Source organism: Paenibacillus dendrobii, from assembly GCF_009807035.1.
GTDB lineage: Bacteria > Bacillota > Bacilli > Paenibacillales > Paenibacillaceae > Paenibacillus_AQ > Paenibacillus_AQ dendrobii.
This window is the reverse complement of record NZ_WUBI01000002.1, coordinates 299,091-318,659: the sequence shown is the minus strand read 5'-3', so window position 1 is coordinate 318,659 and position 19,569 is coordinate 299,091. Positions and strand designations below refer to the sequence as shown.

Below are 19,569 nucleotides of genomic sequence, written 5' to 3'. Positions count from 1 at the left end.
TTACAGCAAAGGCTATTCAACACCGGCAACCTCTTACCGGTATTGAATAGCCTTTTTTAATATCGTAAAAAATGAATGTGCTTATTAATGAAACATGACGGTAGTGGTCGCCAGCTGATTGCGCTGCTGTGCGGGTGTCCATTCCGTATGCCACTTGGTAATATGAAGGATTTGTAGAGCGCGAGAGATATTGTTAAGATATTGTTCGATTTTGATATACATTTCACTGCCGACGATAATGCCTTCCAGTCTGGCGTTCAGAGATTTCCTGGTTTGCTGCAGATAAGAAGAAGCTGCGCCGAATCTGGCACAAGAATGGTTGGGGTCTGTTAAATAGATAATTTCAAATATGGAAGCCGCTTCTTCATAATTGCCGATATCATATTGAATCTCAGCGGCAATAAAACAGAGCTCCAGCGAAATCTGATTTCGCTCGTGAAGAGGCAAATGTTCCATCTCGGAAATACGCAAAGCGGCCAATTCACGGTAACCCTGCTTGTACATCGTGTAAATTAATTCATTATACTCATGCGTTGTTGGGCTGGACAGGATCGTCAACGCCTCGTCAATTTTTCCTAACGCGATGGCAGTTTTGGCAGTTTCCAAAGCTTCATACCTTGATAAGACAGGCAAAGCAGCTCCCCCTTTCATGCCGTGCAGGCACCATTTGCAAACGTATATGACCTCTGTGGTTCTGATCAGATGTTGGGCAGTCATCAGGAGTACATGTTCTTGATGAACAGCTTTTCTTGATAGCAGAGCCAACGCTTCATTGAATTGATTTATATAAATGAGACATAGTATGTAGTGGACTAAATTCGACTCCGAATAGCTTCGCTCATCCAGACATGAGGCGTATATTTCTGCTGCTGCTGTGTAGGCACCAAGCGTCCAGAGAGACTCTGCAACGATTATTTCAGTATTCGGCATGGATTCGGAAGCAAGATTAGCCAGCTGATGGGCAATTTCAGAGTCGTTCATACCTGCTTGTGAGTGCATCATGCCGATTTCAACCAAGGCTTCCCTGGCGTAACGATTCTGAATCAAACAATGCTGAAAGGCTGCAGCGGCCTGACGGTTTAGTTCCAGAGACCTTAGCAGTTTTCCATACTCCAACCAGCACAAGGTTTCGTCAAAATTCGGCTCTGCATTTCCGTTATTTTGACTTTTTGCGAAGGATAAGGCTTGCTCAAAGCAAGAAACTGCCTCATCCAACATTCCGCGGGAGCGGTACCAGAGTGCTGATTTAAAATGTAATGAAGAAGATTCGGGCTGGGATTTAAGCGGGAATGCGAAATGATCATTGTTCATAATGAAGCCTCCGCTATATATAACAATCTTACCTGTGGTTTGTTATAGAAACCGCATGAAAAAGTTAAAAAAAACGAAAAAACCATGACATTTCTCACAATTATTGATAGATTTACTAAAAATAACGTGCTAAAGGACACTGTCTTGGTTAATTCTATTGTCTTTAGACCCATCCAGAATGGAGGCCAATGGGGTATGAGGTTCGACTTCTTTCATCCATTGTTTGAGCATGATCTTGATTTGCCATGCTTGTCCGACCATATGAAAGGAGTTTCCTGTTCGATAGCTCTTCATTTACTTTCCTTCTTTCCCGTTTGAAGTTTGTTATAATAACACCATATGTGTCAGTTTGGACAAACATGCCTGTTTTTAAAATAAGGAGAGATGAGACGTGAACATCGAAGCGAAGAAGAATGCAAAACTTGACGAGGTAACGGTCTCCACCAAGCCTGTTTTTGAAGGGAAAGTCATATCCCTGCAGATAGATACCGTTCAATTGCCTGACGGGAGCACCGCTTCCAGAGAGATCATCAAGCATCCCGGTGCCGTGGCGGTGCTCGCCGTTCATGCGGGGAAAATCGTTATGGTCGATCAATTTCGACAAGCTATGGGCCGCTGCGAGCTGGAAATACCGGCTGGTAAGCTGGAAAAGGGAGAGGATCCGCTGGAAGCTGCTAAACGCGAACTTCAGGAGGAAACGGGCTATGTTTGTAAAAACATCAGGCTTTTGCACTCTTTCTATACATCACCGGGATTTGCGGACGAGATTATTCATTTATATGTAGCAGATGAGCTTGAGAGCGGGGCAGCTGCTCCGGATGAGGATGAATTCCTCGAGCTGTATGAGCTGACTCTGCCAGAGGCTGAGGCGGCTATCGGATCTGGCCGAATCAGCGATGCCAAGACCATTATGGCTGTGTATGCTTTGAAGCTTAAACAAGTAACAGGGACATATGGACTATGAGACCGGATCATTCAGACATGCAACAGAAGGGTAGCAGCAGTCTTAAAGAGTACTACGTTGATCTGCATATCCATATAGGCCGGACAACGTCAGGCCAGGCTGTTAAAATCAGCGGGAGCAAGGATTTGACCTTTGCCAATATTGCCAAGGAGGCTGCAGAACGCAAGGGGATCGACCTGATCGGAATCATTGACTGCCATTCACCAGAGGTCCAGAAGGATATCATGGACTGCCTGCACACCGGAGAAATGACAGAACAGGATGGTGGAGGTATCGCCTATCGCGGTACGACAATTGTGCTCGGCAGTGAAATTGAAATATACGAGGAGGGCAAAGGGGCGGCGCATCTGCTTGCATATTTTCCGGATCTCTCCGCCATGCAGCACTTTACCGCATGGATGACGAAACATATGAAAAATGTGAATCTCAGCTCACAGCGCATCTATGTACCTGCGCGCAAGCTGCAGGAGGAAATCTACGCCAGAGGCGGCATCATGATCCCTGCGCATGTATTTACTCCTCACAAAGGAATCTACGGGAATGTGGCACCGCGGATGTCCGAGGTGTTAGACCTTTCGATGATCAGCGGTGTCGAGCTCGGACTCAGTGCCGATTCGGAGATGGCCGGATTGATTTCCGAGCTCGACGGCTTCACTTTCGTTACCAATTCGGACGCCCATTCACTTGGCAAAATCGGCAGGGAATACAACCGGATTCGCATGGATAAGCCTAGTTTCAGCGAGCTGGTGCTGGCATTGAATAACTCCGAGGGACGGTCTGTCACTGGCAATTATGGGCTGAATCCGCGCTTGGGAAAATACCACCGGACCTATTGTCTGGGTTGCAACCGCATACTCGATCAGGATGAAGCGATGACGGGAGCATGTCCGCATTGCGGAGGATTGAAGAAAGTGCAAGGGGTTCTAGACCGGATTCTGGATATCGCAGACCGTAAGGAAGCGTTCATCCCGCCGAACCGGCCAGCGTATCATTATCAAGTACCGCTGGAGTTTATTCCGGGTCTCGGAAAGGTTACGATGAGAAAGCTGCTGGAGCGCTTCGGGACGGAAATGTCCATATTGCAACGGGCTTCTGAGGAAGATCTGGCCGGGGTGGTCGGCAGCATCATGGCGAAGCAAATCGTCATGGCCCGCAGCGGCTCGCTGTCCCTCACTTCAGGCGGGGGAGGAACCTACGGGAAAGTGGCTTCGCCTTCTATAGAAAAGTCATAGGATGTGGCTTGTCTTCATAGAGTAGAGGTATGTGATAGGAAGGGGGAAATCCTGTATGCGAACTTTCCGCCATACCTTTAAGGAGCAAACGGTCCTTTATATTTTCGTAGCCGTGCTGTTTCTTGTCGGGGTCATTTTCGGTGCTCTAATGGTAAATGCATTGTCGCTGGAGCAGCAGCAGGACCTGGGGCGGTATTTACAAAATTTTTTCGTCACGGTGGATCAAAGTGACGCCGGGACCGGTTCCGCGGAGTCTTTCTGGAATATCGCAGGGCTGCATTTGAAATGGGTGGGCCTGATTTGGTTTCTTGGATTATCCGTGATCGGCCTGCCGGGAATTCTCATTCTTGATTTTCTGAAAGGCGTGCTGATCGGATTTTCAGTCGGCTATCTAGTCGGTCAATTTTCATGGAAAGGGCTGCTCTTTGCGTTAGTATCAGTCGCACCTCCCAATTTGCTGATTATTCCGGTTCTGATCGTATCCAGCGTGTCCGCCATAGCTTTTTCGCTGCATGTGATTAAGAACAGGGTCATGATGCATAACCGTGTAAATGTCATACGTCCGTTCGCGTCTTATGTCGGCTTGACGATCGTGATGTGTCTGATCATGTTGGGGATTTCCTCTTTTGAAACCTGGGTGACTCCGGCAATGATGAAATGGGTAACACCAACGCTTGTGGAGACTGCGGGACTGCCTGGTATGTAAGTAAAATCGTTTGACTTTGCGACGTAACTCCCCCTATAATGGAAGATGTGATATAGCAAAGGTGCAGTGATTTTCCTGTGGGGAGGGAGAAAATGGAAGCGCGGATCGATAAAATCAAACAACAATTGCAATCCCAGGGCTATAAACTGACACCCCAGCGGGAAGCTACCGTCAGAGTTTTGCTCGAGAATGAAGAAGATCATCTCAGTGCGGAAGATGTTTTCATGCTCGTCAAAGAAAAGGCTCCTGAAATCGGTCTGGCTACCGTGTACCGTACCCTTGAGCTGCTCAGTGAACTGCACGTCGTGGAAAAGATTAATTTCGGCGATGGCGTTGCAAGATATGATTTGCGGACAGATACCGCAAAACACCACCACCATCATCTGATTTGCGTAAAGTGCGGCAGCATGGATGAAATCCGCGAGGACTGGCTGGGACCGCTGGAAGAGCGGCTGGAACGCGAGTTTAATTTTACGGTTTCCGATCATCGGCTTGATTTTCATGGTATTTGTTACCGTTGTAAAGACAAGGAAGAAAAACAGAACAGCGATGACAAGAAGCCGAATCAATAACAATCGGATATGATCCTCCAAGATCACAAGCTCTCGCCGGCATGTTAGCCGGAGAGGGCTTTTTTGGTGGCTTAAGCCAGGAGCTTGTCATACAAAGGGAAGCAGATTCATAGGCTAAAATAGCGAGAAGGCGTTTGTGAGCCATTTTTTATCTTTCGGGGAGTGTGAAGCGAATGATCATATCATTGCGGAAATGCTTGTCATCCTTGAAATTTTTGCTTGTCTTTATGGCGCTTACATATACACTGTACCAGCTGTTCAGCCTTATCGGTGCCTGGATTACGCCTGTAGATCATTATCGGATACCGGAAGGTCACGCCGTCAAGGCATTTCAGCCATCGGACAAGGCTAAAACAGGTGAAATGATGGGAGATCGCCTGCGATTTTTTTACTGGTACGGGGAATAGCGGAGAGGCGGGCAGGGAATTGTTAGTTTCTTGTCGAAATCTTGAAAGGATCGGCTAATTTATCCGAAGGAGCTTTTTCAACTTATGATGCAGTATGTTCAGTCCTTCATTCGTTATATAGGTGATGAGAAGGGTCTGTCACGAAACACGCTCGAATCCTATGAGCGCGACCTGCTGCAATTTTTCGGATATTTGGAAGAGCAGGGGGTAGAGTTGGCAGACCAGATCAAGAAGATTCATATCTCCATGTATTTGAACCATTTGAAAGGCAATGGCTCCGCATCGGCTACCGTCACGCGGAAGCTGGTATCGCTGCGTTCCTTTTTTCATTACATGGTCAGGGAATCGCTGCTTGAGCAGGATCCCACATTGTATCTGGAGTCACCGAAACTGGAAAAGAAAGTACCACAGGTTCTAAGTGTGGAGCAGGTGGAACGCTTGCTGGCTGCGCCAGATATTACGTCCCCGCCCGGTATGAGGGACAGGGCGATGTTGGAGCTGCTATACGCCACCGGAATGAAAGTATCGGAGCTGATGGCGCTCGATTTGGGAGACGTCAATTCGGATATGAAGTTTCTTCGGTGTACAAGCAGTTCAGGGAAAGAACGGGTGCTGCCGATCAGCCGAATAGCGGCTGAAATCGTCGGAACCTACGTGTTGCAGATGCGCCCGAAACTGGCCCGGGATGATCAGGAAAAGGGACTTTTCCTGAATAATCTGGGAAGCCGGCTGACCCGACAGGGATTTTGGAAGATATTAAAGAAGTACGCCGCGGAGTCCGGCATAGACGGGGACATTACCCCGCATACGCTGCGCCATTCCTTTGCAGCTCACCTGCTTGAAGATGGAGCGGACATTCGGTCCGTACAGGAAATGCTGGGGCACAGCGACATGTCAACCACTCAAATTTACGGCGCTCTATCGAAGAAATCGATGAAGGATGTATATGAAAACCATCATCCGAGGGAGCGCATGCATTCTACTCAACCTAAAGGAGAGATCTTCTAATGACAACCATTAATCAGACAGTCATACAAGAGGCGGCAGCCTATATTCAAGGTAAGACTGAGGTAAAACCGGAGGTCGGACTGATTCTGGGTTCCGGTCTTGGTATTCTTGCAGATTTGATTCAAGACGGAATTTCCATTCCCTATCAGGATATTCCGCACTTTCCGGTGTCCACAGTAGAAGGACATGACGGAGAGCTCCTGCTTGGTACGATCGAGGGACGCGCAGTGGTCATGATGAAGGGGCGTTTCCACATGTATGAAGGCTACGGTCCGGAAGTGACCGCGTTCCCTGTGCGCGTGATGAAGGAGCTGGGCGTTACGAGCCTGCTTGTAACCAATGCAGCTGGAGGCGTGAACACGTCATATGAGCCAGGCGACCTGATGGTTATCTCGGATCACCTTAATCTCACTGGCAAAAATCCGCTGATCGGTCCTAATGACGCTGCGCTTGGCGTGCGTTTCCCGGATATGTCCGAGGGCTACAGCCGTCGTCTGCGCAGCCTCCTGAAGGATACTGCTGAATCCAAAGGCATTCATGTACAGGAAGGGGTATACGCAGGACTGCTTGGACCTACCTATGAAACGCCAGCCGAAATCAGAATGCTGCGTACCTTAGGTGCCGACGCTGTGGGCATGTCTACGGTTTCGGAGACCATCGTTGCCCGCCATGCCGGACTTGAGGTACTGGGCATTTCCTGTATCAGCAACATGGCTGCCGGAATTTTGGATCAACCGTTGTCGCATGACGAAGTCATGGAAACAACGGAGCGTGTTCGCGAAAAATTCTTGAGTCTGGTGCTTGCCGTTATTCCTGGCATGTAGCGTGATAGAGGAACCATAATATTGAAATATGAAGTCCGCAGGGAATTGACCTGCGGACTTTTTGTTTTTATATACAAAATTTTCCTGAATAACAAGGCTTTACGTGGAATATTTTTCTGTCAACCTGACGACACTGGAAAACAGCAGCAATATTAGGATTTTGCAAAAGAACATGCGCTATTAGATTTTGAGTTTTTGCAGAATTCTCATATCACTAATGACCAGAGGTCAGGAGGGGACTTATTTTGAAAAAAACGCTATTGGCTGTCGTGCTGTCGATATGCTTATCGGCTGTGGCTTTTCCCCAAGCGGGATCAGCGGAGGAGAAGGCCAAACAGTCGGCTGGGGCCGAGCTTGCGGCTAATGCCAGGTCCGCCATCCTCATGGATGCGGATACCGGAACTATTATTTATGAGAAAAACAGCCATGATAAACTGCCGCCAGCCAGCATTACCAAGATCATGACCATGCTGCTTACGATGGAGGCGATCGACTCCGGCAAGCTGAAGCTAACCGACATGGTCCGGACAAGCGAGTACGCAGCTTCTATGGGGGGCTCACAGATCTTTCTGGAGCCAGGCGAGGAAATGTCCGTCAACGAAATGTTGAAGGGCATCGCGATGGCATCAGGCAATGACGCTTCCGTAGCCATGGCAGAGAAAATTGGCGGAACCGAGGAAGCCTTCGTACAGATGATGAATGACAAAGCGAAGGAACTGGGACTTACGGACACTCATTTTGCCAATTGCAACGGTCTCCCTGCAGAGAATCATTATTCTTCGGCGCATGACATTGCAGTCATCAGCCGCGAGCTGTTGAAGCACAAGGATATCACGAAATATACGGGTTCGTACCAGGATTACTTGCGTAAGGATTCGCAGAAGCCATTCTGGCTGGTGAATACGAACAAACTGGTACGCTTCTATACAGGTGCTGACGGGCTCAAGACAGGGTATACCTCCGAGGCGAAGTTCTGTCTGTCCGCTACAGCCGTCAATGGCAATATGAGAGCTGTGGCGGTGGTGCTCGGCGAGCCGAACACGAAGACACGCAATGAAGAAGTGTCCAAGATGTTTGATTATATGTTTGCGCAGTACAGCATGCACACCATCTTCAAACCGGGCGATACGATCGGAACCGTCAAAATCAACAAGGGCAATGTAAAGGAATTGACGCTGACCGCCGGACAAAACTACAGTGTCCTGATGAAGAAGAATGCCAAGACAGAAGGCGTGCGGCATGAGCTGCAAGTCCCCAAGGAAGTGAAGGCTCCTGTTCAGGCTGGACAGGTACTCGGCAAGCTTGTCGTCTATCAGGGTGATAAAGTTCTCAAGGAATTTGAGCTGAAATCCCCTGAACAGATCGGTAAGGCAGGCTGGTGGAAGCTCTTCAAACGGACGACAGCCAGATTATTTCTTGTAGATTGATAGCAGTTTTCTTCTAGTTTTGTCGGGGGGCAGGAATCTGTTTTTACTGCGTAGAAATCCTTGTTCAAGACAGGAAGGAGAGTGAGCAGGCGTGAATCTGCAAATGGAAATGGAGCATCACCGTAAAACACTGATTGTCCGTCTATCCGGCGAGCTGGATCATCATACCGCCGATCATGTCCGATTACAGCTGGATGAATCCATTCAGAGAGGACAAACGGAGCATCTGGTGCTCAGCTTTAAAAATTTGCAGTTTATGGACAGCTCCGGACTAGGCGTTATTCTGGGGCGGTATAAGCTGATTAAAAGTAAAGGCGGCAAAATGGCGGTATGCGATGTGAATGAAGCGGTATATCGTCTGTTGGACATGTCTGGGCTGTTTAAGATCATGCCTATTTTTGATAACGAGGGTCAGGCGCTCTCGGGACTGGAGGTTGTGTCATGAATGAGGAAAAAGCTCCACAGCGCAATTTCATGACGCTAGAGTTTGCTTCCAAATCGGAAAATGAATCCTTTGCCCGGGTAACTGTTGCCGCGTTTATTTCCCAACTGGACCCGACCATGGATGAGCTAAGCGACCTTAAAACGGTCATCTCGGAAGCGGTCACCAACAGCATTATCCATGGTTATGACAGCAATACGGAAGGCAAGGTAAGAATTCACGCCGAGATTGTTGGAGATACCGTAACGATTACCGTTGAAGACAAAGGTGCCGGCATTGAGGATTTGGATTTGGCAAGGCAGCCTTTGTATACGTCAAAGCCTGAACTGGAGCGGTCAGGGATGGGATTTACGATCATGGAAAATTTCATGGATGAATTTGAAGTTTCCAGCGAACCCGGCTCCGGTACATCGATCAGGATGAAGAAAAGGATTGAATCCAAGAAAGCTTTGTATAATTAGGGGTTGGGCGCATGGATGCTGATGTGAAAAAATCTTCGCAGACCTATCTGGAAGATGCGGAAGTCAAACGTCTGATTGCCCTGAGTCAGACCGGTGACAGCATGGCCCGCGATACGCTGGTAAACTGCAACATCCGTCTCGTCTGGTCCGTTGTACAAAGGTTCATGAACCGCGGCTATGAGCCGGAGGATTTGTTTCAGATCGGCTGTATCGGTTTGCTGAAGTCTGTTGATAAATTTGATTTGAGCTATGATGTAAAATTCTCTACCTATGCCGTTCCGATGATTATCGGAGAAATTCAGCGGTTTCTGAGGGATGACGGTACACTCAAGGTTTCGCGGTCGCTGAAGGAAATGGCCAACAAAGTTCGGAAGAAAAAGGATGAGCTGTCGAAACATTTGGACCGATTGCCAACGATTAAAGAGGTCGCAGATGAGCTTGGCGTTACGCCTGAGGAAGTTGTCTTCGCTCAGGAAGCGAATAAGCCGCCGACATCCATTCACGAGACCGTATTTGAGAATGATGGCGATCCAATCACTTTGATGGATCAGATTGCCGACGAATCGCAGGAGCGATGGTTTGACAAATTGGCATTGAACGAAGCCATAGACGGACTCTCCGAGCGCGAGAAACTGATCGTTTACCTCAGGTATTACCGTGATCAGACTCAATCGGAGGTTGCCGCAAGACTGGGAATATCGCAGGTGCAGGTATCCCGGCTCGAAAAGAAAATATTGCAGCTGATCCGTGATCAGATTGCGCAGTGAAATCAATAGAACCTTGCTAAGGGCGTGCCCTTGGCGAGGTTTTTTGTTGTGTCAGAGAGCAATTTGCCTTTTGCACCCCTCATTCCCCGAATGTCATTTATTGCGAGGTTCCATTTCATGGCTACGCTGCAACACCTGACTAGAAAGCGGTGAATTTTCCTATACTAACGACATTGAAACAGCAAAGGAGTGATAGGAATGTCTTCGAATCCGGCTCCTACGGTGTACCTGCAGCTGCGCAGCCGTGTGCCGATAACGCAGGGAAGGGTCGTGACTCTCGGGCATGTCGCCCGGATATTAAGTGATCCTGAGTGGGAGGCACCTCTTCGCAATCTTGAGCTGGTAGAGCCGCATACATGGGACGGTAACTTGTTACTTATTGATCTTATGCACATTATTCCAAAGGTACAGGAACTGGTTCCAGGGGTCAAAATCGAGCCGATCGGACAGCATCACGTTCTCGTGGAAGTGATCGAAAAGCCCAAAAAGCCTTCGTTACTGTTGTTCCTGCTCGTTTGGCTGCTGCTGTTTTTCGGCTCCGCGCTCACCATTATGAATTTTCACGCGGACGTCAATATGCAGGAGGTTCAAATCCGTACGGTTGAGATGTTGACGGGCAAACGGGATGAGCATCCTTATTTGTTTCAAACAGCCTATTCTTTTGGGATCGGGTTCGGCATGGTCGTGTTTTTCAATCACCTGTTCAAGAAAAAATGGAACGAGGAGCCGACTCCGCTGGAAGTCGAAATGTACCTTTATCAGGAGAATATTGACCAGTACGTCGTTGCCCAGGAATACAAGCGGATGAAATCTTCACAAAATCAGGGGGATGTTCCTTGAACACGATGATGCTGGGATGGATGGTGCAGATTTTGCTGGGCATTGCGGGCGGGATCGCGGTAGGCGGCGGTGTGATCGCGCTTTTTATCGTACTGGATATGATCCCGCGTTTGGCTCAGTTGACCAGATCCTATCACCAGGTTCACTGGTACGAAGGGGCCATGGTCTCAGGGTCGCTGCTGGGAACGGTGTTTGATTTTTGGAATTGGAAAATGTCTTTGGGTGCATGGTCCGGATTTATCGTCGGCCTGTTGAACGGGATCTTCGTTGGCCTATTGGCAGCAGCTCTGACCGAAGTGCTCAATGTGCTGCCCATTTTAGCGAAGAGACTGCGAATGATCCATTATCTGTTTGGCCTGTTGATGGCTATGGTCACCGGGAAGGTGGCAGGCTCTCTGTTTGATTGGTTCGTATACAGAAAGTAAGAAGCGAAAGGTGCGGATGGTTCATGAACAAACACGAGGACGAACTGAACAGCGTAGAGGATCCGTCAGCTCTTGCTATGCTGATGCAATATGGCGATCAGAACAAATCGAAGGAGAAGGAGAAGGAGGAGGAGGGGAGAAACGCTGCAGGAGAGGAAGGCGGATGTGGACACGGCGAACATAGCGAATTAGAGATGTCTCCAGACGAAGGACATTCGGAGAATGGCGGTAATGTAAAGGCAGAGGAGAAAAAACGAGAGGAAGAGAGATCCGACTCGGTTGAAGAGTCCGTCATTTATTGGCAGAAGTCCGATGATGTATCGGAGAGCCTGGACCGGACCAAGGCTACACTGAAAGAAGTCGTCGGTCTGGGATCCTCCTTTGACATCGTTTTTCGCGAGATGACGCTCGCCGGCCAAAGAACGGGATTGTTTTTTGTCAATGGTTTTGCCAAGGATAATATTATGTTGGAGATCCTGAAGCGCCTGACCTACCTGTCTGCAGATCAGTTGTCGACAGATGCGCTCAGATCCTTTTTCGAATGCTATATCCCGCACATTCAGGTGGAAGTCGACAAAAAGCTGAGTTCGACGATCAACAAGGTGCTGATGGGAATGTCCGCCTTATTCATCGAGGGGGAGCATGCTGCCATTGTCATGGATACGCGCACCTTTCCCGTTCGCAGCCCGGAAGAGCCAAGCATCGAGAGAGTGGTACGTGGAGCCAGAGACGGGTTTACAGAAACGCTGCTGAGCAACGTGGCGCTCGTCCGCAGACGCTTGCGCGATCCGGGTCTCAAGAGTGAACTGGTGCAAGTAGGCAGACGTACACGCACAGATGTATGTATCGCATATATTGATGACATCGTTGACAAAGTCCAGGTGGATTCCATCAGGGAAAAGATCAAGGGGTTGGATATCGAGGGATTGCCTCTGGCGGATAAGCAGCTGGAAGAAGCGATTATCAACAAAGGCTGGCATCCGTATCCGCTCGTTCGGTACTCGGAACGTCCTGATGTGGTCGCCTCCCACCTGCTTGAGGGTAGGGTGGCCGTGTTCGTGGATACTTCGCCGAGCGTGATGATCATGCCGACGACGTTCTTCGATTTGTGTCAGCATGCGGAAGAAAACCGGCAAACCCCATTTATGGGAACGTATTTAAGATGGGTCCGCTTCCTCGGCATATTTGCTTCCATGTTCTTGCTGCCGCTCTGGATGCTGATGGTGGTGAATCCGGAACTGAAGCCGCCTTTTCTTGATTTCATCGGACCGCATGATAAAGGCAAAATACCTCTGATTGCCCAGTTCCTCATGGTGGAATTCGGGGTTGACCTCCTCCGTCTGGCTGCAGTCCACACACCAACACCACTGGCGTCGGCTATGGGTTTGATTGCAGCGATATTGGTAGGAGATATAGCCGTCAAGACCGGCCTGTTCGTGAATGAGGTGGTGTTGTATATGGCGGTGGCGGCCATCGGCATGTTTGCGACACCGAGTTATGAGCTTGGGCTTGCGAACCGGATGGTGAGGCTGGTGCTTCTCGTGGCAGTAGCCATCTTCAAGGTACAGGGCTTCGTTGTCGGCACAACGCTCCTGATTCTGCTGTTGACGCTGCACCGGTCATACAATTCTTCGTATTTGTGGCCATTTATACCTTTTAATGCAAAGGCGTTGGCTAGTGTTTTATTACGATTTCCGCTTCTTGAATCCAAGAAAAGGCCATCCTTCAACAAAACACGGGATAATACACGAATGGCGCCCAATCCAGATAATACCGACCAATCGTAGAAAAATACAAATGTTGTGCATAAAAATCCATTCAAACTCTTCCGTTGTCTGTTATACTGATGTAAAAGTTCAGATGGAATCTTTACATGTTCCACAGAAAGCGAAGGGATGCTGAATATGTTCTTACATGGTACAAGTCAAATAAATGCAGCCGGACATCTGGAGATCGGCGGATGCGATGTTACGGATCTCAAGGCCAAGTACGGAACTCCGCTCTATGTCGTGGATGAAGAATTGGTGCGCCAGCGCTGCCAGCAGTACGTAGCCGCTTTTCGCGCATCAGGTCTGAAATTCCAGGTGGCTTATGCGAGCAAGGCGTTCTGTGTTATGGCCATGTGCCGTATTGCCGATCAGGAAGGCATGTCACTCGACGTGGTCTCCGATGGTGAACTGTACACCGCACTGCAGGCAGGTTTTCCAGCCAAACGTATTCATTTTCACGGCAACAACAAGACAATCGAAGAAATTGAAATGGCGATCGATGCCGAAATCGGCTGCTTCGTCGTGGACAACTTGGTTGAGCTTCATCTTCTCAATGCGGTTGCTGCCGAGAAAAATGTGCGCGTTCAAATCCTGCTCCGCGTAACGCCAGGGGTTGAAGCACATACGCATGAATATATTTCCACGGGTCAAACCGATTCGAAATTCGGTTTTGACATTGGGAACGGTTCTGCGTTTGAAGCAGTGAATCTTGCATCCCAGCAGTCCAACCTGGAGCTGCTCGGCGTGCACTCCCATATCGGATCCCAGATTTTTGAGGTAGAGGGTTTTGAGATGGCTGTCCAAAGAGTTGCAGAATTCGCACAGCGGGTGAAGCAGGAGCTTGGAGTACAGTTCAAAGTCGTCAATCTGGGCGGAGGATTTGGTATCCGTTATGTGAATGGCGACACGCCGCTTGAGGTCTCGCAGTATGTCAAGGCGATTACCGATGCCGTCAAAAACCATTTTTCGGAATGGTCTGCCGAGCTGCCTGAAATTTGGGTCGAGCCTGGCCGCAGCATCGTTGGAGATGCCGGCACGACATTGTATACCGTAGGAACAAGCAAGGATATTCCTGGCGTTCGCAAGTATGTGGCCGTTGATGGCGGCATGACGGACAATCCGCGTCCTGCATTGTACGAATCGAAGTACGAAGCGGTGCTCGCTAACCGTGCCAATGATCCTGTCGAAGAGACGGTTTCCATTGCCGGCAAATGCTGCGAAAGCGGGGATATGCTGATCTGGGATCTAGACCTGCCGAAGGTAAGCAGCGGCGATCTGCTGGCTGTTTCCTGCACGGGAGCCTACAACTATTCCATGGCCAGCAATTATAACCGGATTCGCCGACCTGCGGTTGTGTTTGTCAATCAAGGCGAAAGCGATCTGATCGTACGCCGCGAGACCCTTCAGGATATCATTGGCAATGACATGGTACCTGAGCGGATCAGCAAGCAGGCTGTTCTGAAATAAGAGCGGCTGTTTTCCAAGCAAGAATTGGGGAAGAACAAAACACGAAAAGGATCATTTCTGTATTGGGGAATGCGGAAATGATCTTTTTCGTGTGTTCTTCCGGCGTTCCTTTGAAAAAGGCTCAGCATCCCCAGGTAAGAAAGTACGTGAAATAATTGCAAATGAGCCGCAAAGTGAGATACAATCAGAACGTGATGAAAAAGTCGGACATGTCTTTTATGACATTGGTCTATGGACTGAAAATTTTCCAGAGGAAGTGAATATCGATGAAAAAAGGTACGATTGAATTAGAAAATGGTGGAGTTGTTGAAATAGAATTTCTGCCACAAGAAGCTCCAAATACGGTTGCAAACTTCGAGAAGCTTGCAAACTCCGGATTTTATAACGGATTGTCTTTCCACCGCGTTATTCCAGGTTTCGTCGCTCAGGGCGGCTGCCCGAACGGCAACGGGATGGGTGGACCAGGATATACCATCGATTGCGAAACAGCAACAAATACCACGAAGCACACCAAAGGCGTATTGTCTATGGCTCATGCTGGTCGTAACACTGGCGGCAGCCAATTCTTTATCGTGTATGAGCCGCAGCCTCATCTCGACGGTGTACACACGGTCTTCGGTAAGGTTACCAAAGGCATGGAATACATCGATGGCGTGAAGCAAGGCGACCGTATGAAAGAAGTTAAGGTTTGGGACGCTGAGTAAATCATTGACAAAATAACCTCTCCATAAATATGGAGGGGTTTTTATTTTGAATATTATCTTAAAGATATCCTTCCTCAGTTCAAAAACAATTGCACTCTATGATTTGAGGCGTTGAGTAACACGGCGTAAAAAGCCCTCCAGAGGGAATTTTCTTTGGAGGGGTTTTGGCATCCGTTTCGTTGCTGTAGCAACAAAAAACGGCTATGAAGAATTTGAAAATCGGACAGAGGCTGCATATCAGAGGTTGCAATTTAAGAAAAGCGGTGTTAACATTCCATTTAAGAAAGCCACCTGATTTTTCAGAAAAGTTTTCTTCACAATTTCATAAGCAATATTGGTTGATCCTTCGGGGCAGGAAAGAACTTGAATAGTATGAGTTGTTACCGAGTATAGTCTAGAATCCTTGATTTATAAGGGTTTTTAGGGTATACTCTTTTTGTGTTGATTAATAGTTTTGGTAGGTTGGTAGGGAATTTGGTAGGGACTGAATAACATTAAGCAACACTCATCATAACTATTGAGGTGAAAATATTGCCAGTTTATAAGGATAAAAACGCTAAGTTAAATCCATGGTATTATGCTTTTGAGGTTAAAGATGACAATGGAAAACGCAAAACTATTAAGAAACGTGGATTTAAAACAAAAAGAGAAGCTGAAATTTTAGAAGTTGAAGCTAGGAATGAATGGAATAAAGGTTCTTATTATGAACCAATTAAATCAACTTTTGGAGAGTATATTTATCAGTGGATTGATAATAAGCAAAATCTTTCTGAGCAAGCGAGATACAATAATCTCAATCACATCAAACATCATATCATCCCACTCATTGGACATGTGCCTATGTCTAAACTAAATGTATTCATATTAGAGAAATTTGTATCTGATCTTCAGGACCGGAATCTGGCTGAGAGTACTATAAGAAAAATATACAATATCGTTAACACCTCGCTAAACGCTGCTGCTAAAAAAGAATTATTACCTAAGAATCCAATGACATTGCTTGAGTCTGCTCCTAGAGTATCTAAGAAGAAACTTGATTACTGGACAGTTGATGAAGTAAAACAATTCTTAAATGGTTTTGAGCATAGGCAGAAGATCGTATTCCAATTAGCAATTTATACGGGGATGCGCATGGGTGAAATTTTGGGATTGTCGATTTCTGATATAGATTTAGTGAATAAAAGAATACATGTTAGGCAAGTACTTACGTATGATGCAAAACTTAAAGCAGGTGCAAAAACTATTTCTGGCAATAGATCCATTGCAATTCCTGAAAGCTTATTAAATCCACTCTTGGAGCAGATTAGGTCTATGGAGATAGAGATTGAACAATACGGAGAAGAATACAATAAAGATAGATTATTGGTCTGCACCACAACAGGTAAGCCATTAACCAAGCCTAACTTGACTAGTACATGGTATTACTTACTGGGGCTAACAAAGGTTAGAAAGATTAGATTCCATGATTTAAGGCATACATGTGCGTCTCTATTGTTGCAACTTGGACAACATCCAAAAGTGGTTCAGGAGTTATTAGGTCATTCATCAATAAAGGTGACTATTGATTTGTATTCACATATGACACCAAACATGCAGACAGACGCAGTTAATGCTTTAGATAATCTATTAAAGTAAAAAAGCCCCTCAAAAGGAATTATCCTTAAGAGGGGCTTTTTTGTATCTCTATTTCTGTGCAATATTCAGACATTCAGCAATCACAATATTAATCAATTGCTGCTCTTGAATGCTTGGTTTTACTCCGTATTTCTCCAGAATGTTATCGACAATTTTTAAAGAAAGTGTCATTTTATCATCCTTGCTTTGAGCATTGTCTAATTTATCAACATAGTGTACAACGGTGCTTGCGATGTCCAGGGCGAATGTACTTTTCTGCTTATTTAAAGCATCAATATTGGAGACTTGAAGAATAAGATCTGCAACTTGCAATGCTTTTTCTACACCATCGATTCTTTTTTTTGTAAACCAGCCCTTTTTCTTAGCAAAGGGAATGACAAAGAAACCTGCTACAATTACAGCAAGCACTGCGACAATAATATATAGTTCATTCATTAAAATTCTCCTTTAACTGGCTTATGTATTTTTACTTATTAAAGATACCTGTGCGATCAAGTACAGTTGCCGCTTGGTAGAATGCCTCGCTTTTTCCATTCGGTGTATCAACCACGGGTTTACCATTCTTGTCTTTCATACAGGCTAGTTTATCTATGGCTTCCTTGGCATAAGCAGGAACATCCATACTCAATTTAGACTGAAGTTTGAGAATAGTTTGACCCTGCTCCATTATTGTGTTCTTAAGGATGTCTTTACTTTTACTCAAACTTTCTACCTGAGCACAAAGTTTATCAAATGCTAATTTTTCTTCTTTGGTCATTGGTTCATCATCCTTTACAATATTAGTATTTGTGCAATCTTCATACTCAGCAACAACATCCTTGAGCATTTGTTCGTAAGTCCGTTTACTATCAGCTAATCCAGTTCTAGGATCTGTCTTACGTTCTGGATCGAGTATAAAATGCCCTACAATTGATTTCTTGGGGTCAAGGTTGAACTTATAACAGATGTATGCCATTACCCATATGTAACGCTTATACGACTCATTAGAATTGATATTAGAACCATAACAATACTCAACTCCGATTGCTGCGTCATTGGCATCACAACCAAACATTTCATTATCCTTTGGTTTGTTATAAAGAACATGCCAAGCTTTCTCTGGCGTTCCAGTGAGAGCAGGAATACATTCATAAATGTTCTTATCATCCACAAAAAGGTGAGCAGATGCCGATTGCTCATTTTTAGTATTCTCATAATAAGTTACATTGTTTAGTGCGGTTGAACCCTTATTGCCTGTGTCGTGAGCAACAATAAACTTAATACTATGCGCTTTGATACCCGATCTACGTTTTGTACCCGAAGTTAAATACTTGGGCGTAATGTTGTATTTCATTTTAAATGACATTGCTTTAGATCTCCTTTCTTGACGTTGGAGTTTCTGCTATTTCTTATCTTCCTCTTTTGTTTCACTTTTTGCTTTTAACACACTAATAGCTCTTTTAAACTGCTCTGGCATTGGAAGTCCGAGACGGCCATAATTTTCCGCTAAACTAATAAGCTCGTTTGAAATATAGAAATACGTCGCGCCCACTGCTAAACTTAATGTTCCACTGAGACCAAGTAGATTATCGATTCTATATAGGACAGCAATCACAGTAAACATAAGAACTTTCTTGAATATACCTAAGAATCCCTTATTTGAATTCAGCCCCTTGGTTTTATCAGAGGGATTGGCAAATCCTTCACGGAGCGAAGCACTTACACCAGAAAACCAATCTAGAACAACTAAAATAGCGAGTAGGGCAAGCGCTTCATTCCAACCACCAAAGGCGTATGTAGTAATTACACCAAATGAAGCTATAATTGCATTTAAAATTTTGTCATACACAATCTTTCCTCCGATTTATGTTTAATTGTAAAAATAGAATAGGGGAGAGCTGAAAATATAAAAAAGAGAGTTTGAAAAACCCTTATAAAATAAGGACTTTTTAACTCTCTTTTCTTGATGAAATGTCCATTTTATAAGTAATTGCTGTGCAAAATAAAAGCGCCTATTAGCGCTTGTTCTTACTGCGTATTATCATCCTACTCTGTTACATCTGATTCGAGCATGGCCTGTACATCAGCACGCCAGCGAGTTGGAACATCTTCGATTTTTTTCATATTAATCTTGATCAAATCATAATAAATTTTAGCCAACTTGATCACCCCCTACTACGAGTTCAGCCAGTTCTGTAATCGCAAGTTGCATATTCAGTTTGTCGGATTCGTTTGTTTCCGCTAGTTCTGTCAACGCTAGTTTCAACTCAGTATTCTCTCGTTGTAAATTCTCGATTTGCTCAGTCAGCGGCTTTTGGTGCATAGGCGGTTGTTCTGGATCAGGTGTATTTGGATCGGGGTACGAAAATTCTAACTGCCTTGTACCGGGATTGACCCAGTATCCATTTGCTTGTGCGAAATCCTCATCATATTGTCCAAAATCAAGTTCCAAATGTCCGTAAGAATCTCGATCTCTATCGCGAAGCAGAGGGTACATCGAAATATATTCATCAATTGTTTTGGGTTTAAATGGCCCCCTCATCGATGGAATTATTTCAAGAATTTGTCCATTATTTACATCATAAAAAATAACTCTGCCTCGTTCGATGATTTGCTGTGTCTCCAATTA

24 protein-coding genes are annotated in these 19,569 nt (G+C 46.1%); 17 read left to right on the top strand and 7 right to left on the bottom strand.

Going from position 1 to position 19,569, the window contains the following annotated elements; genetic code table 11:
• Positions 1-84: 84 nt before the first annotated feature.
• Positions 85-1,311: a hypothetical protein gene (locus tag GRF59_RS15415; RefSeq protein WP_160498606.1), complete on the bottom strand. Its 1,227-nt coding sequence runs from the start codon at positions 1,309-1,311 to the stop codon at positions 85-87.
• A 129-nt stretch (positions 1,312-1,440) separates the two neighbouring features.
• Complete coding sequence (gene mciZ / locus GRF59_RS15410) at positions 1,441-1,605, bottom strand: Z-ring formation inhibitor MciZ (RefSeq protein WP_160498605.1); 165 nt, start codon at positions 1,603-1,605, stop codon at positions 1,441-1,443.
• Positions 1,606-1,702: 97 nt separating this feature from the next.
• On the opposite strand from mciZ, the gene GRF59_RS15405 reads away from it, so the two are divergent.
• The 17 genes from GRF59_RS15405 to GRF59_RS15325 all read left to right on the top strand — a co-directional run bounded on the left by GRF59_RS15405 (position 1,703) and on the right by GRF59_RS15325 (position 16,961).
• Positions 1,703-2,275: an NUDIX domain-containing protein gene (locus tag GRF59_RS15405; RefSeq protein ID WP_160498604.1), complete on the top strand. Its 573-nt coding sequence runs from the start codon at positions 1,703-1,705 to the stop codon at positions 2,273-2,275.
• 17 nt (positions 2,276-2,292) lie between these two features.
• The gene (locus tag GRF59_RS15400; RefSeq protein WP_160498603.1) at positions 2,293-3,507 is read left to right on the top strand and encodes an endonuclease Q family protein; all 1,215 of its coding nucleotides are present in this window, start codon (positions 2,293-2,295) and stop codon (positions 3,505-3,507) included.
• A gap of 55 nt (positions 3,508-3,562) precedes the next feature.
• Entirely contained in the window at positions 3,563-4,213 is a 651-nt protein-coding gene (spoIIM, locus tag GRF59_RS15395; RefSeq protein WP_160498602.1) for a stage II sporulation protein M, read from the top strand.
• Positions 4,214-4,305: 92 nt separating this feature from the next.
• Positions 4,306-4,785, top strand: a complete 480-nt coding sequence (gene fur / locus GRF59_RS15390; RefSeq protein WP_160498601.1) for a ferric iron uptake transcriptional regulator — start codon at positions 4,306-4,308, stop codon at positions 4,783-4,785.
• Between the two features lie 173 nt (positions 4,786-4,958).
• A complete protein-coding gene (locus tag GRF59_RS15385) occupies positions 4,959-5,192 on the top strand; it encodes a DUF4227 family protein (RefSeq protein ID WP_160498600.1) in 234 nt (77 codons plus the stop codon).
• An 84-nt stretch (positions 5,193-5,276) separates the two neighbouring features.
• A complete protein-coding gene (xerD, locus tag GRF59_RS15380) occupies positions 5,277-6,200 on the top strand; it encodes a site-specific tyrosine recombinase XerD (RefSeq protein ID WP_160498599.1) in 924 nt (307 codons plus the stop codon).
• Positions 6,200-7,024, top strand: coding sequence for a purine-nucleoside phosphorylase (locus tag GRF59_RS15375; protein ID WP_160498598.1), 825 nt, complete (start codon positions 6,200-6,202; stop codon positions 7,022-7,024). Before xerD ends, GRF59_RS15375 begins: the two co-directional genes overlap by 1 nt.
• Positions 7,025-7,269: 245 nt before the next feature.
• Positions 7,270-8,451: a D-alanyl-D-alanine carboxypeptidase family protein gene (locus GRF59_RS15370; RefSeq protein WP_160498597.1), complete on the top strand. Its 1,182-nt coding sequence runs from the start codon at positions 7,270-7,272 to the stop codon at positions 8,449-8,451.
• A 91-nt stretch (positions 8,452-8,542) separates the two neighbouring features.
• Positions 8,543-8,896 (top strand): anti-sigma F factor antagonist, encoded by a 354-nt coding sequence (gene spoIIAA / locus GRF59_RS15365; RefSeq protein ID WP_160498596.1) that lies wholly within the window; start codon positions 8,543-8,545, stop codon positions 8,894-8,896.
• The gene (gene spoIIAB / locus GRF59_RS15360; protein WP_160498595.1) at positions 8,893-9,354 is read left to right on the top strand and encodes an anti-sigma F factor; all 462 of its coding nucleotides are present in this window, start codon (positions 8,893-8,895) and stop codon (positions 9,352-9,354) included. The genes spoIIAA and spoIIAB overlap by 4 nt, the downstream gene beginning before the upstream one ends.
• 11 nt (positions 9,355-9,365) lie before the next feature.
• On the top strand, positions 9,366-10,121 hold the full coding sequence (gene sigF, locus GRF59_RS15355) for an RNA polymerase sporulation sigma factor SigF (protein WP_160498594.1): 756 nt from the start codon (positions 9,366-9,368) through the stop codon (positions 10,119-10,121).
• A 198-nt stretch (positions 10,122-10,319) separates the two neighbouring features.
• Positions 10,320-10,961 carry a stage V sporulation protein AA gene (locus tag GRF59_RS15350; RefSeq protein WP_160498593.1) on the top strand — a complete coding sequence of 214 codons (642 nt, stop codon included), beginning with the start codon at positions 10,320-10,322 and terminating at the stop codon, positions 10,959-10,961.
• A gap of 5 nt (positions 10,962-10,966) precedes the next feature.
• Positions 10,967-11,386 (top strand): stage V sporulation protein AB, encoded by a 420-nt coding sequence (locus GRF59_RS15345; protein ID WP_160499105.1) that lies wholly within the window; start codon positions 10,967-10,969, stop codon positions 11,384-11,386.
• Positions 11,387-11,580: 194 nt separating this feature from the next.
• Entirely contained in the window at positions 11,581-13,173 is a 1,593-nt protein-coding gene (locus GRF59_RS15340; protein ID WP_160499104.1) for a spore germination protein, read from the top strand.
• A gap of 117 nt (positions 13,174-13,290) precedes the next feature.
• Positions 13,291-14,622, top strand: a complete 1,332-nt coding sequence (gene lysA, locus GRF59_RS15335) for a diaminopimelate decarboxylase (protein WP_160498592.1) — start codon at positions 13,291-13,293, stop codon at positions 14,620-14,622.
• 266 nt (positions 14,623-14,888) lie between these two features.
• Positions 14,889-15,326 carry a peptidylprolyl isomerase gene (locus tag GRF59_RS15330; RefSeq protein ID WP_160498591.1) on the top strand — a complete coding sequence of 146 codons (438 nt, stop codon included), beginning with the start codon at positions 14,889-14,891 and terminating at the stop codon, positions 15,324-15,326.
• A 531-nt stretch (positions 15,327-15,857) separates the two neighbouring features.
• Positions 15,858-16,961, top strand: a complete 1,104-nt coding sequence (locus GRF59_RS15325) for a site-specific integrase (protein WP_237391850.1) — start codon at positions 15,858-15,860, stop codon at positions 16,959-16,961.
• A gap of 48 nt (positions 16,962-17,009) precedes the next feature.
• Here the strand turns inward: GRF59_RS15325 and GRF59_RS15320 are convergent, their stop codons facing one another.
• From GRF59_RS15320 to GRF59_RS15305, 5 genes are all read right to left on the bottom strand, one after another.
• The gene (locus GRF59_RS15320; protein WP_160498589.1) at positions 17,010-17,396 is read right to left on the bottom strand and encodes a hypothetical protein; all 387 of its coding nucleotides are present in this window, start codon (positions 17,394-17,396) and stop codon (positions 17,010-17,012) included.
• A 31-nt stretch (positions 17,397-17,427) separates the two neighbouring features.
• Positions 17,428-18,306 carry a peptidoglycan recognition protein family protein gene (locus tag GRF59_RS15315; RefSeq protein ID WP_160498587.1) on the bottom strand — a complete coding sequence of 293 codons (879 nt, stop codon included), beginning with the start codon at positions 18,304-18,306 and terminating at the stop codon, positions 17,428-17,430.
• 36 nt (positions 18,307-18,342) lie between these two features.
• A complete protein-coding gene (locus tag GRF59_RS15310) occupies positions 18,343-18,789 on the bottom strand; it encodes a phage holin family protein (RefSeq protein ID WP_341480076.1) in 447 nt (148 codons plus the stop codon).
• Positions 18,790-18,986: 197 nt separating this feature from the next.
• Entirely contained in the window at positions 18,987-19,100 is a 114-nt protein-coding gene (locus tag GRF59_RS29450) for a CD1375 family protein (protein ID WP_202128700.1), read from the bottom strand.
• On the bottom strand, positions 19,093-19,566 hold the full coding sequence (locus GRF59_RS15305; RefSeq protein WP_160498586.1) for a hypothetical protein: 474 nt from the start codon (positions 19,564-19,566) through the stop codon (positions 19,093-19,095). Before GRF59_RS15305 ends, GRF59_RS29450 begins: the two co-directional genes overlap by 8 nt.
• Between the last annotated feature and the right edge of the window lie 3 nt (positions 19,567-19,569).